This window comes from Nonomuraea aurantiaca, from assembly GCF_020215705.1.
Lineage (GTDB): Bacteria > Actinomycetota > Actinomycetes > Streptosporangiales > Streptosporangiaceae > Nonomuraea > Nonomuraea aurantiaca.
Window position 1 is genome coordinate 249,706 of sequence record NZ_JAIWNB010000010.1, and the last position, 12,584, is coordinate 262,289.

Annotated in this window: 14 protein-coding genes; 8 read left to right on the forward strand and 6 right to left on the reverse strand. The window is 69.8% G+C overall.

The window, feature by feature from the left end:
* The first annotated feature begins 119 nt into the window (after window positions 1-119).
* The 4 genes from LDL49_RS24705 (at window position 120) to LDL49_RS24720 (ending at window position 4,005) form a co-directional block, all read left to right on the forward strand.
* Window positions 120-992: an SIS domain-containing protein gene (locus LDL49_RS24705; RefSeq protein WP_225293813.1), complete on the forward strand. Its 873-nt coding sequence runs from the start codon at window positions 120-122 to the stop codon at window positions 990-992.
* Complete coding sequence (gene nagA / locus LDL49_RS24710) at window positions 989-2,122, forward strand: N-acetylglucosamine-6-phosphate deacetylase (RefSeq protein WP_225293815.1); 1,134 nt, start codon at window positions 989-991, stop codon at window positions 2,120-2,122. Before LDL49_RS24705 ends, nagA begins: the two co-directional genes overlap by 4 nt.
* On the forward strand, window positions 2,122-3,093 hold the full coding sequence (locus LDL49_RS24715; protein ID WP_225293817.1) for a 1-phosphofructokinase family hexose kinase: 972 nt from the start codon (window positions 2,122-2,124) through the stop codon (window positions 3,091-3,093). The genes nagA and LDL49_RS24715 overlap by 1 nt, the downstream gene beginning before the upstream one ends.
* Before the next feature lie 87 nt (window positions 3,094-3,180).
* Window positions 3,181-4,005, forward strand: a complete 825-nt coding sequence (locus LDL49_RS24720; protein WP_225293819.1) for a class II fructose-bisphosphate aldolase — start codon at window positions 3,181-3,183, stop codon at window positions 4,003-4,005.
* On the opposite strand, the gene LDL49_RS24725 is transcribed toward LDL49_RS24720, so the two are convergent.
* Entirely contained in the window at window positions 3,995-4,561 is a 567-nt protein-coding gene (locus LDL49_RS24725; RefSeq protein ID WP_225293821.1) for an alpha/beta hydrolase family protein, read from the reverse strand. The two genes, LDL49_RS24720 and LDL49_RS24725, sit on opposite strands and share 11 nt — an antisense overlap.
* Before the next feature lie 63 nt (window positions 4,562-4,624).
* Window positions 4,625-4,759, reverse strand: coding sequence for a hypothetical protein (locus LDL49_RS57080; RefSeq protein WP_263655458.1), 135 nt, complete (start codon window positions 4,757-4,759; stop codon window positions 4,625-4,627).
* A 109-nt stretch (window positions 4,760-4,868) separates the two neighbouring features.
* Here LDL49_RS57080 and LDL49_RS24730 point away from each other — a divergent pair, with 109 nt between their 5' ends.
* The gene (locus LDL49_RS24730; RefSeq protein WP_225293823.1) at window positions 4,869-5,438 is read left to right on the forward strand and encodes a dihydrofolate reductase family protein; all 570 of its coding nucleotides are present in this window, start codon (window positions 4,869-4,871) and stop codon (window positions 5,436-5,438) included.
* Here the strand turns inward: LDL49_RS24730 and LDL49_RS24735 are convergent.
* Window positions 5,435-5,860 (reverse strand): nuclear transport factor 2 family protein, encoded by a 426-nt coding sequence (locus LDL49_RS24735; RefSeq protein ID WP_225293825.1) that lies wholly within the window; start codon window positions 5,858-5,860, stop codon window positions 5,435-5,437. The two genes, LDL49_RS24730 and LDL49_RS24735, sit on opposite strands and share 4 nt — an antisense overlap.
* 107 nt (window positions 5,861-5,967) lie before the next feature.
* Between LDL49_RS24735 and LDL49_RS24740 the strand changes: the two genes are divergently transcribed.
* Complete coding sequence (locus LDL49_RS24740; protein ID WP_225293827.1) at window positions 5,968-6,708, forward strand: TetR/AcrR family transcriptional regulator; 741 nt, start codon at window positions 5,968-5,970, stop codon at window positions 6,706-6,708.
* Window positions 6,709-6,716: 8 nt separating this feature from the next.
* Here LDL49_RS24740 and LDL49_RS24745 read toward each other — a convergent pair whose 3' ends face one another.
* Window positions 6,717-7,397: an SDR family oxidoreductase gene (locus tag LDL49_RS24745; protein ID WP_225293829.1), complete on the reverse strand. Its 681-nt coding sequence runs from the start codon at window positions 7,395-7,397 to the stop codon at window positions 6,717-6,719.
* 203 nt (window positions 7,398-7,600) lie between these two features.
* On the opposite strand from LDL49_RS24745, the gene LDL49_RS24750 reads away from it, so the two are divergent.
* Both LDL49_RS24750 and pip read left to right on the forward strand, forming a co-directional pair.
* Entirely contained in the window at window positions 7,601-8,878 is a 1,278-nt protein-coding gene (locus LDL49_RS24750) for a S1 family peptidase (protein WP_225293831.1), read from the forward strand.
* A gap of 117 nt (window positions 8,879-8,995) precedes the next feature.
* A complete protein-coding gene (gene pip / locus LDL49_RS24755; protein ID WP_225293833.1) occupies window positions 8,996-9,988 on the forward strand; it encodes a prolyl aminopeptidase in 993 nt (330 codons plus the stop codon).
* On the opposite strand, the gene LDL49_RS24760 is transcribed toward pip, so the two are convergent.
* Together LDL49_RS24760 and LDL49_RS58455 are read right to left on the reverse strand one after the other, a co-directional pair.
* A complete protein-coding gene (locus LDL49_RS24760) occupies window positions 9,958-10,449 on the reverse strand; it encodes an RNA polymerase sigma factor (RefSeq protein ID WP_225293835.1) in 492 nt (163 codons plus the stop codon). The two genes, pip and LDL49_RS24760, sit on opposite strands and share 31 nt — an antisense overlap.
* Window positions 10,450-10,607: 158 nt before the next feature.
* Complete coding sequence (locus LDL49_RS58455; RefSeq protein ID WP_225293837.1) at window positions 10,608-12,041, reverse strand: serine hydrolase; 1,434 nt, start codon at window positions 12,039-12,041, stop codon at window positions 10,608-10,610.
* Between the last annotated feature and the right edge of the window lie 543 nt (window positions 12,042-12,584).

Sequence of the window (12,584 nt, forward strand, 5' to 3'; positions counted from 1 at the left end):
CCTTTGAGATCCGTCGGGGCCAAGCGTGGCACAACCTGGGAGGTCAAGCCACCGGTGCAAATTTCTGCTCCTTTATGCTATAAAAACAGCAGAAACAATCAATCACGGGGAGGCAAGTGGTGACCACCCACACCGAGGCCGAGATCGGCTCCCAGCCCGAGTGCTGGCGTCGCGCCGTCGCGGACGTACCCGTCGGCGCGCTGCCCCGCCCCGGTGAGCGGGTCGCCGTCATCGGCTGTGGGACGTCGTGGTTCATCGCGATGGCCTACGCCACCCTGCGCGAGCGCGCGGGACTGGGCGAGACCGACGCGTTCGCCGCCTCGGAGGCACCCACCGGCCGCTCGTACGACCGCGTGCTGGCTCTGACGCGCTCCGGCACCACGACCGAGGTCCTGGAGCTGCTGCGCAGGACGGACGCCAGGACCACGGCCATCACCGCCGACCCGAACACGCCGGTCATGACGGCCGCGGACGACGTCATCGTGCTCGACTACGCCGACGAGCAGTCGGTCGTGCAGACCCGGTTCGCCACCACGCAGCTGGCCATGCTCCGCGCCAGCCTGGGCGAGGACCTCACCCAGGCGATCGCCGACGCCGAACAGGCCGTGGCGGCCCCGCTCCCCGCCGAGCTCACCGACGCGGAGCAGTTCAGCTTCCTCGGCATCGGCTGGTCGGTCGGCCTGGCCCAGGAGGCCGCGCTGAAGATGCGCGAGGCGTCACGGTCGTGGACCGAGGCGTACCCGGCGATGGAATACCGTCACGGCCCCATCAGCATCGCCGGCCCGGGACGCGTCACCTGGATGCTCGGCACCGCCCCCGAGGGCCTGCGCGAGCAGGTCGAGGAGACCGGCGGCACGTTCTTCCAGACCGGGCTCGACCCGATGGCCGAGCTGATCAGGGCGCAGCGGGTCGCGGTCGCCAGGGCGTTCGCCAGGGGTCTCGACCCGGACGAGCCCCTGCACCTCACCCGATCTGTGATCCTTTCTTCATGAGCCTTACTCTTGCCGACGCCCGCATCGTGACTCCCGAGGGAGTTCACGACGGGTGGTTGACCATCGAAGACGGCCGCATCACGCACGTCGGGCACGGAGCCGCCCCTCGCGCGGGCCACAGCCTGGGCGGGCGGCACGTGGTGCCCGGCTTTGTCGACCTGCACAACCACGGCGGAGCGGGCGGCTCGTTCCCGACCGGCGAGCAGGACCGAGCGCGTGACGCCGTGGCGCTGCACGAGCGCCACGGCACCACGACGATGGTGGCCAGCCTGGTGACCGGCGCGCTCGACGACCTGGCCCGCGCCACGTCGTCACTGGCCGAGCTGTGCGACGACGGCCTGCTGGCCGGAATCCATTTCGAAGGCCCGTACATCTCACGGGCCCGCTGCGGCGCCCACAACCCCGGGCTGCTGCGCGAGCCGTCGCCGCGGGAGTTCGCCGGGCTGCTGAAGTCCGGACGCGGGCACGTACGCATGCTGACCATCGCCCCCGAGCTGCCCGGCGCCCTTGAGACGATCCGGCTGGCCGCCGCCGAGGGCGTGCTCGCCGCGCTCGGCCACAGCGACGCCACCTATGAGCAGACGCTGGCGGGCATCGAGGCCGGCGCGACCGTGGCCACGCACCTCTACAACGCGCTGCCGCCGCTCGGCCACCGCGCCCCCGGCCCCGTCGCCGCGCTGCTGGAGGACGAGCGGGTGACGATCGAGCTGATCAACGACGGCGTGCACGTGCACCCGGCCATGCTGCGGCTGGCCTACGAGGTCGCCGGGCCCACCAGGACCGCGCTGATCACCGACGCGATGGCCGCCGCCGGCATGGGCGACGGTACGTACGTGCTGGGCTCCATGGACGTGATCGTCACCGACGGCGTCGCCAGGCTGGCCGAGGGCGACTCGATCGCGGGCAGCACGCTCACCATGGACGTGGCCTTCCGCCGCGCCGTGCGGGAGGTGGGCCTGACGCTGTCCGAGGCGGTCCAGCTCACCTCGCTGACGCCGGCCCGCGTGCTGGGCGTCGCCGACCGCGCCGGCTCGATCGCCGTGGGCAAGGCGGCCGACCTGGTGGTCCTGTCCGACGAGTTGGAGGTGGCGGGTGTGATGAAGCGCGGAGCCTGGATCGTGGAGCCCTGATGATCCTCACCGTGACGCTCAACGCCGCCCTCGACGTCACCTACCAGGTGCCCCGCGTCGACTGGGACGGGGTCAACCGCGTCGCCGCCGTACACCGGCGGGCCGGCGGTAAGGGCGTCAACGTGGCCCGTGTCCTGGCCGCGCTCGGTCAGGACGTGCTGGTCACCGGCCTCGCGGGCGGCCCGACCGGCCGGGCCATCGAGGCCGACCTTGAGGCGGCCGGACTGCCGCACGCCTTCGTGGGGATCGCGGCCGACTCGCGCACGACGCTGGTGGTCGCGGATTCCGGCCAGGCTGTGGCGGGCGGCGAGCAGGGTTCCAGAGGGGCCGCGCCAGGCGGCGAGCGGGGTTCCGGAGGCCAGACCGCGCTGTTCAACGAGCCGGGGCCGGAGGTCACGGCGGCCGAGTTCGGGCGGATGGTCGGCCGTTTCACCGACCTGCTGGTCACGGCGGATGCGGTCGTCATCTCGGGCAGCCTGCCCAGGGGCGTGCCGCTCGACGCGTACGCGACCCTGGCCGCCCTCGCCGCCGAGCACGGCGTGCCCGCCATCGTGGACGCCGACGGCGAGCCGCTGCGGCATGCCCCCGGCGGCCGCCCCTCGATCGTCAAGCCGAACGCCGAGGAGCTCGCGCGGGCGGTGCCGGACGGCGGTCCCGAGGAGGGCGCGCAGGCGTTGCGCGGTCGCGGGGCCGAGTCGGTGGTCGTGTCGATGGGCGCCGACGGTCTGCTGGCCGTCACGCCCGAGGGGATCTTCCGGGCGCGCATGCCGTACAAGGTGAAAGGTAATCCGACCGGCGCCGGTGATTCGCTGGTCGCCGGGCTGGCGCTGGGGCTCGTGGAGCGGTCCCCGTGGCCCGAGCGGCTCACCCGGGCGGCGGCGCTGGGCGCCGCGGCGGTCGCGGCGCCCGTGGCGGGCGACTTCGACCGCGACGTCTACGCCGACATCCACCCCCGCATCGTCATCGTCTGAGGGACCGCCTTCGCCGTCCGAAGAGTTGCCCGAGGAACCGCCTTCACCATCTGAAGAATCGCCCGAGGAAACGTCAAAGGAGCCGTCATGCCCCTCGCCCGAATCGGCGACATCGTCCGCGAATCACCCGCCGGAGTGGGCGCGTTCAACGTGATCCAGCTGGAGCACGCCACCGCCATCATCGGGGGCGCCGAGGCCCTGGGCCTGCCGGTCGTCCTGCAGATCAGCGAGAACTGCGTCCGCTACCACGGCGCCCTGGAACCCATCGCGCTCGCCTGCCTCGCGGTCGCCAGAGGAGCCGCCGTCCCGGTGGCGGTGCATCTCGACCACGCCACCGATCGCGCCCTGGTCGAAGAGGCGGTGGAGCTGGGGGTCGGCTCGGTGATGTTCGACGCGTCGGCGCTGCCCGACGAGGAGAACGTGGCCGCCACCGCCGACGTGGCCGCCTGGTGCCACGAGCGGGGCGTGTGGGTGGAGGCCGAGCTGGGCGAGGTGGGCGGCAAGGACGGCGTGCACGCGCCGGGCGCGCGTACCAAGCCGCACGAGGCGGTGGACTACGTGGCGCGTACCGGCGTCGACGCGCTGGCCGTCGCCGTGGGCACCTCGCACGCGATGACCACCAAGGACGCCGTGCTCGACCTGGACCTCATCGCCGAGCTCCGCGCCGCCGTGGCGGTCCCGCTGGTGCTGCACGGCTCGTCGGGGGTGCCCGACGACACCCTTCGCGCGGCCGTACGGCACGGCATGAAGAAGATCAACATCGCCACGCACCTGAACAAGGCGTTCACCGGCGCGGTACGCGACTACCTGGCCGGCGACGAGAAGGTGGTCGACTCGCGCAAGTACCTGCGGGCGGGCCGCGACGCCGTGGCCCGTGAGGTGACCCACCTCCTCGGCGTCCTCACAAGCTGAGCCCAGCGGCTCCGCTCTGGCCACGCTCGGTCGCGACCACCGTGCGGGTGAAGAAGTCGGTGACCGCCTTCTCGTAGCGGGCCGGGTCGGAGTTCCACGACTCGACGTGCTCAGCGCCGGGAAACTCCGCGTACTCCACCGGCCAGTGCGCCTTCTTGGCCGCCGCGACGAAAACGCGGTCCATCGCCAGCGGGGCCTGGGTGTCTTTCTGCCCGTGGACCGCGATCACCCACGTCGACCCGGACGCCGGTACGTACCAGGCCGGGGCCGGGCCGAGCTCGGTGCGCACCGAGACCTCCGAGTAGTCGAGCCCGAGGGAGCTCTTCGGGTCGCTGATCATCACGCCGGTCACGTCCACCGTGGTCCCGACCGACGGAGCCGGGCCGCTCAGGATGGGCCGTTCCACGGCGCCCGCCGAACCGGCGACGACATCGCCGATCTTCGCCTCGGCGCCGTCCCACACCATCCGAAACGTCCCGCGCCTTCGCGTGTACGCGTTGGGCGAGCCGATGACCACGTTCTCGCCGGAGCCGACCCGCTTCACTTCGAGCACCACGTTGGAGTGGTCGGGGTGCGTGGAGAAGCGATGGTCCGGCTTGATGGCGAGGTCGCTCCCCCATCAGGCGAGCCCGAAGGCGCCGCCGACCAGGGCCACCAGCAGCACGGGCACCGTCACGATGATGATCCGCCGCAGGCGCCGCCTGGGCTTCTTCTCCTGGGGGACGACCTTGAGCGTGGCGTCTTCCGCTGTCATGTATACAGCGTACACGGAGAACGTTTACGGCGTATACGTAGAAACCACTCCAGTTGTAGTACTACGATGAAGACACTTCATCCGCAGTACTACAACTGGAGTAATCATCTTGCGAAGCCTCACCTACTACGTCGCGACCTCCATCGACGGCTACATCGCCGGCCCGCACGGCGAGTTCGACTTCTACCCGGTGTCCGACGACCTGGCCGCCCACATGAACGAAGAGGCCCCCGAGATCGTCCCCACCCACATCCGGAAGCAGATCGGTCTCGCCGCGCCCAACAAGTGCTTCGACACCGTCCTCATGGGCCGGGGCACCTACCAGCCGGTCCTCGACATCGGCCTGACCAGCCCCTACGCCCACCTGCGTCAGTACGTCTTCTCCACCACGATCCCGGAGATCGCCGACCCGGCGGTGGAGCTCGTCTCCGGCGACCCCCTCGCGCTGGTCCGCCGCCTGAAGGAGGAGGACGACGGCCTCGGCATCTGGCTCTGCGGCGGCGGCAAGCTGGCCGGCGCGCTGCTGCCGGAGATCGACGAGCTGATCGTCAAGACCTATCCGGTGGTGGCGGGGTCGGGCATCCCCGCCTTCGACGGAGAGTTCCGACCGACCCTGTTCAAGCTGACCGCGACGCGCACGTTCGGCAACGGCGCGGTCGTCATGAGGTACGCGCGTTAGGAGTTCAGCGCGCCCATGAGCTCCTCGCGGTACTCCTCCATGGCCATGGGGTTCCCGTAGTCCCGGGAATGGACGATCAAGCCGTCCCGCACCCGGATGACCATGATGTACGACGAGACGACGGACCGCCCCGAGGCGACGAGAGAGCCGTGGATGTCGAACTCCACGATGACCACCTCGGGGTCAGTGGTCTCATGGATCAGCACGTTGTCCGTCCGCTCCCAGCGCAGCACGCCTTCGGCGGCCTTGAACCTGGCCCGCAGCTCCTCACGTCCCTGCGAGCGCCGAGGGATGCCGGCCGGGGCGAACGGTATTTCGATCACGACGTCGGGGGCGTACAGGTCGGCCAGTCCGCCGTCCACGGACGCCCGCAGGAAGCGATCGACGACCTCTCGGGCGGTCGGGTATGTCGGTACGGTCATGCGAACTCCTCGTTCTGCGTAGAATCGGAACGGTCAACCCGGTTAGACGCTACGGAACGCTCGTTCCGCTTGTCAATCCGGGCACCGCCCGACGCATGGGAGGCCACATGACGAGCGCCGCTCGCGCGGACGCCCGGCACAACCGCGCCCGCGTGCTGGAGGCGGCCCAGGAGGCGTTCGCGGCGGAGGGTCTGTCAGTGCCGCTCGACGTGATCGCCAGACGCGCGGGCGTCGGCGCGGGCACGGTCTACCGGCACTTCCCCAGCAAGGAGGCGCTGTTCGAGGCGGTGGTCCACGACCGGATCGAACGCCTGGCCGACGAGCTCACCGCCCTGCTGGCCACCGGCGAAGCGGAGACCGGAGCGGCGTTCTTCACCGCCTTCTCCTCGACCGTCGAGCAGGCCGGACTCAACAAGGCGCTCTGCGAATCCTTCGCCTCCGGCCTCAAGGCGGAGATTGCGCTGGAGGCCCGGCGACGCTACGGCCTCGCCCTCGCCGCCCTGCTCGACCGGGCCCGCCAGGCAGGCGCCGTACGCCCGGACGCGCAGCTGACGGACGTCATGGCGCTGATGGCGGGATGCCTCACGATGGAGGCGCACAGCACCACCCCCGGCAGGCCCACCGCCCTGGTCCTGGACGGCCTCCGCGCCGGACGCTCCCCGCTGCCCACCGTAACGAAACCTGTGACGAAACTTGAGTCCCGTAACGAAACCTCTGCGGAGCCCGCTCCCGCGGCTCGCTGCGAGGAGTGCGGCACCATCATCCACGCGCCCCGCACCGGCCGCCCACCCCGCTTCTGCGGCGGCGCCTGCAGGCAGAAGGCCCACCGCCGCCGGACCACCGGCTGACGGGTGGACTACCAGGCCAGAGCCTCGCCGTCACGGAAGAACCCCCCGGTAGGCCCGCCATCCGGCAGATCCACCGCCCACAGCACGCTCCGCGCCCCCTCGGCGACCGGCCGCCCGCCGGCCCCGCCCATGTCGGTGGCCACCCACCCGGGGCAGACGGAGTTCACCAGGATCCGATCCTCGCGCAGCTCGGCGGCCAGCATCCTGGTCAGCGCGTTGAGCGCGGTCTTCGACACGGTGTACGCGGGAGTGCCGCCGCCCATGACGGCCAGCGACCCGGCCTCGCTGGAGACGTTCACCACCCGCCCATGATCGCCGGCCCGCAACGACGGCAGCAGCGCCAACGTCACCCGCCAGGTCCCCAGCAGGTTCGTCTCCAGAGCCTCCCGCACGACGTCGAGGTCGGCGTTCTCGGCTCGCTGCCAGGTGTCGTAGTGGATGGCGGCGTTGTTGACCAGGACATCTACCTTGTCGTACGGCAACTCCTCGACGAACCGGCGCACCGAGTCAGGATCACCGACATCCAGTTGCCGCGGCACCACGATCCCGCTCAGTCCGCTCGCCGCCTTCTCCGCCTTCCCCAGATCCCTGGCGGTAAGGATGACGGTGTCCCCCGCCAGCGCGAGCTGGCGACAGACCTCCAATCCGATGCCCCGGTTGGCCCCGGTGACCAGGCAGATTCGATTCATTCGTTCGAGCCTATCCCCGGGACCCGCTCCCCGAGCCCCATCCCAGGGTGACCAGAAGCACACGGAATCTCCCGCTACGTAGACGAGCCGGTATGCGACGCAAGGGCGGGGTGCACAGACCGCGCCCGTAATTGGACGCGGAACATGCCGTGATTCCCATGCTGTGATGACTCGCGTTTGTCACACACACGGGGGTTCAACTCATGCAGAAGAAAGTCCGCTTACGCCTGACCATCCTCAGCACCGCCTGTGCGCTGCTGCCCTTTCTGGGCGCGGGGGCAGCCACGGCGCAGACCGCCACCGACGACCCGGCCATGACCGCGCGGGCCACCGACGACTCGGGCGGCAAGACTCCGGACAGGGACGCGACAGGGCCGCGGGGGGCGGTGCCGGGCGGGTTCGCCGACTGGAAGGCGCTGTTCTCGGAGCAGACTCGGCTGAACGGGGTGGCCGACCGCCTCACCGAGTCGGCCGAGAACGCCGACGGGTACGGAGGGATCATCGTCGCACCGGAGAACCACGAGGTACGCCTGTACTGGCGGGGCACGGTGCCGCCCGCCGTACAGACCACGATCGACCAGGGACGGCAGACGGCTCCGGTGACCGTACTGCCGGCCGCCTACACCAACGCGCAACTCCTGCAGGAGGCCGATAAGTGGGCCGAGGCCGGCCAGGCGAGCGGCGCGGCGCCGCAGCCGGACGGCAGCGGCATCCGGCTCTCGGTCACCGGGCAGGACACCGACCCGCAGCAGCTGCAGCGGCCCAGCGGCACGACCGCGCCGATCACCCTCGAGAAGGGAGAGGAGTTCAGCCCGGCCTACAGCAGGCAGGACGACGTGCCCAGCTACTACGCGGGCGGCCGGACCTGGAACCAGCAGTCGGGGGCCGGCTGCAGCTCCGGCTTCGCAGTCTATGACAAGTACGGCACCCCGGGGTTCCTCACCGCCGCTCACTGCGGCAATGTCTGGGACCAGTTCTACGACGGCGGAGGCATCAGCCCGGCGAACCACATGGGTCAGCTGTCCTGGCGCGTCGCCAAGCGAGACGCCGCGATCGTGCTCGCCGACGCGACCGCCAACGTCTTCGACGGCAGCAGCACCGCCTCCACCAGCAACAAGGTGGTGGCGCTGTGGAAGGCGCACGTGGGCAACTTCGTCTGCAACTCCGGGGCCACCCTGGGCGAGAACTGCCTCATCAAGGTGACCGAGACCGGCTGGAGCGGCACTTACACCAACGGTCAGTACGTCAAGCACATGGTCCGCGCCAAGAGCGTCGGCGGCGGCTGCGCCGTCGCACACGGTGACAGCGGGGGCCCGGTCTACTCCTACACCAACTGGTTCGACGAGGTCGCCGCCCAGGGCATCACCTCGGCCGTCAGCAAGAAGGTGTACTGCGGCGCCGCGGACGGCGGATCCGTGATCATATTCTCCCGCGTCTGGGACGTGGACCTGGAATTCGGCGCCTTGCTCCAGGTCTGGTAGCCCTTGGGTCGCGCCGGATCTTCCGAAGGACAGGAATGCCCGCCCACCCCGACCACGTGTCGGGGTGGGCGACGTGGTGTGCGCGCGGAGTGGCGTCGGCGTGTATGTCTGATAGCCATGGAACAAAAGACCTTTTATCCACCGATTGAGCCGTACGAGACCGGGATGCTCGAAGTGGGCGACGGGAACGAGATCTATTGGGAGGTCAGCGGCAACCCCGACGGAAATCCTGTCGTCTTTCTGCATGGCGGTCCCGGGGGCGGGTCGTTACCGCCGCAGCGGCGGTTCTTCGATCCCGAGGCGTACCGCATCGTCCTGTTCGACCAGCGCAACTGCGGGCGCAGCCGACCACATGCGGCCGACCCCGGGGTGTCGCTGGAGACCAACACGACCTGGCACCTCGTGGCGGACATAGAGCGGCTCAGGCAGCACCTTGATATCGAGCGCTGGCAGGTGTTCGGTGGCTCGTGGGGGTCGACGCTCGCGCTGGCGTACGCGCGGCGGCACCCGGAGCGGGTGAGCGAGCTGGTGCTGCGCGGCGTCTACCTGGCGAGCAAGGCCGATGACGCGTGGGCGTTCACCGGCACCGGGTCGGCCCGGCTCTTTCCGCGGGAGTGGGCGGCCTTCCGCGACTTCATCCCTGAGACGGAGCGGGACGACCTGGTCGCCGCCTACCACCGCCGGTTGTCCGACCAGGACCCGGAGGTGCACGTACCGGCCGCGCGGGCCTGGGCGGCCTGGGAACTGTCGGCGAACACCCTGCTCCCCGCCCCGCCGCCACCTCTGGACGACCGGGAGCTGGTGGGCTTCTCCCGCATCGAGGCGCACTACTTCAGCCAGGCGTGTTTCCTGGAGGAGGGCGAGCTGCTCGACGTGGCCGCGATCCGGCACATCCCGTGCGTGATCGTGAACGGCCGCTATGACATGAAGACGCCGCCTGACGCGGCGTGGGACCTGCATCTGGCCTGGCCGGAGGCGGAGCTGCGGATCGTCGAGGACGCCGGTCACGCGGGCGCCGAACCCGGCACGCTGCACGAGCTCATCGCGGCCACGGACGGCTACCGCTCCGCCTCCCTCGTTCAGCCGCCCACCGTGGGGCGGATCGCGTGACGGCTGCCAGGCGGGAGTGTGACAGACGGGCGGGAATCTGGCAGGCGGGCGGGAGTCTGGCCAGCGGCGCCGCCTGCAAATCCGGCCATGGCTTGGAAGGCCTGCCTGGCCGCGCTTTCCGCGTCGATCCGCTCTTCCAGCTCGGCGACATCGTCGGAGTCGAGCTGCCTTCGCCCGCGTATGCGATCGGCCAGTCTCGTCTCCTTGAACGCCCGCCGCCGCTCGGCCGAGAGAGTGTTGCGAGCCACGCCGTACAACCACGCGATCTCGCTACCGAGCCCGGGCCGGTAGGTGTGGGCGGAGTCGAGCACCGCGAGGAAGACCTCCGCCACCAGGTCGGCGACCGTGTGCGGATCATCGACCCGGCGAGCCAGGAACCGCGTGATCGCGTCGACGTGGCGCCGGTAGAAGGCTTCGAAAGCCTCCGGGTCTGTGGCGATGTCCGACTGTCTGCGACGCACCGGCCATGCTCCCTTCGTCGATTACCTCCCTTCTTGGTCAGCTGCCGAAAAGGCGTTATGAGAGTGAGCAGAGACGACAATGTTCCCGGCGCGCGACGGTCGCGGGCCGGGAACATTGGTCATGGCCCCGCCGTCAACGCGGCGGGCCCTGCGGATGATCAGCTCTTGGTACGTCGGGCGAGCCAGGCGGCCTCGTACCGGTCGATCGCCGAGCCCAGCTGGGCCAGCTTCTCGGTGTAGGCGACCGGGTAGATGCCGGGCTCGGTCGCCGGCCGGTTGGCGTCCACGTACTGGGTGCCGAGGTTGGTGAAGGCCACGACGACGTAGTGGCGGCCCGCCTTGCCCGGCAGGGACCGCACGATGCCCGCGTCAGCTCCCGAGTTGCCGACCCAGCCGGTCTTGTGCGCGAACGTGACCTGCGCCTGCTTGTTGCAGGGCCGGACGTCCTTGCCGAACTTGTTGCCCTCGACCGTCACCGTGCCATCGGCGGCCACCCACCGCGAAGCCACCCGCTGCGGGATGCCCGCGGCCGGGTACGCGCTGCCGCACCGGTTGGTGGTGGAGAGCATGTCGTTGAAGCCCTGCTCGCCGAGCAGCTTCTTGAAGACCTGGCGGGAGGTGGGGCTCAGCACCGCGCCGGTGACCGGTGCGCCGTTGGGGGCGGTCCACGCCGTGCCCTGTACGCCATCGACCAGCGCGAGCAGCTTGGCCGTGTCCAACGAGCTCATCGTGACGGGGTTGGACCAGCGGCCGCCGTTGGCGGGGTTGGTGTTCTTCAGCTGCATGGTCTCCAGGCCCAGGTCCTGGAAGGTCTGGTTGAGCTCGTCCACCGCGCCCTTGTCGTGCAGCAGCTTCACCAGCGCACAGGACGCGGCGTTGGAGGAGGAGGTGATCGAGGCGTCCATGTAGGCGCTGATGGTGTTGCTCGACGGTCCACCGCACAGTGAGCTGACCGTGGTCGGCTGGTAGTCGTAGGTGTCGTCGAGCTTGATCACGCCCTTGTCCACCAGGCGCAGCACCCCGAAGTTGACCATCAGTTTCAGGACGGAGGCCGGGTAGGGGAGCATGAAGTCGATGGGCGCGTTCTCCCGGCCCGGCACGATGTCGATGGTGCCCTTGCCCTGGTTGGCGTACCATCCGGCGTCGTCCCACTGCCGCCAGCGCACCTGGTCGGTGTGGAAGTTCTGGTCCACCGGCACGACGATCCCGTTCGGATACTGCGGGCTCATCAGGACCGTGCCGGACGACACCGGCCGGCCCCGCCGGTCCAGTTCCAGTACGGTCACGTCGAGTTGCGGCTGCTGGACGATGGGTTTGGGATCGGCCGCATTGGCGAACAACCGGGCGTAGTCGGCGGCCGTCCTCGCGTCCTTGTCGACCCCGCCGGAAAGCGTCCGAGCCTGCGGGGACGTCGGCGGCGCCAGGTCCAGGACCTGCTCGAAGCGCAGATCGTCCATGGTGTCTTGCAGGAAGGCGGCGACGCCGCCGGCATCGGCGCTGGCCTGGGCCGGCGGCGTCACGGCGGCTAACAGCAGCGAGGCGGTGGACAGCGCGGCCACGGCACGACTCGTTCTGGTTCGGAAAATAGACACGATCTGTAATCCTCCTGGGTAGACGTTCCCGGCTTAGGGAGTCCAGGTTTGTCGGTAGGTGACGCGGACCTCGAACACAGCGAGGAACGGGCTCGCTCGTCCATGGAAAGAGCACTCAGAGGGGCAACCGTCACACGACCAGCCCCCGGCGAGGGCGATCGCACCGCATGGCCGGGGGCTATCCCCGTGAGCTCACCCGTCCGAGCCCGCTCATAGGTGACGACCTCAGAGCCCTTCGCGGCTTATCACCCGCCGCTCGATGACATCTGCGCCCCGTCATGGCATCCCCCGATGCAGGTTCGTGACCTTAACACAGTCTGGATCTTGGTTTCGGATTTTCGACGCCTTCGACTTCACCCGCCGCGCAGACCGGACCAAGCCACCGTCACGCACGCCCCATCCGACCGCGAACGGGTAGGAATCGCCCAGACATCCACATCCCTCAGGTCTCCTACGGGATCCCGATACGAAGCAGATCGGTGATCGCGGGCGGCTTTCCGGGAACCAGGCCGCTACCCGAGCTCATGCATACCTCTATCATCT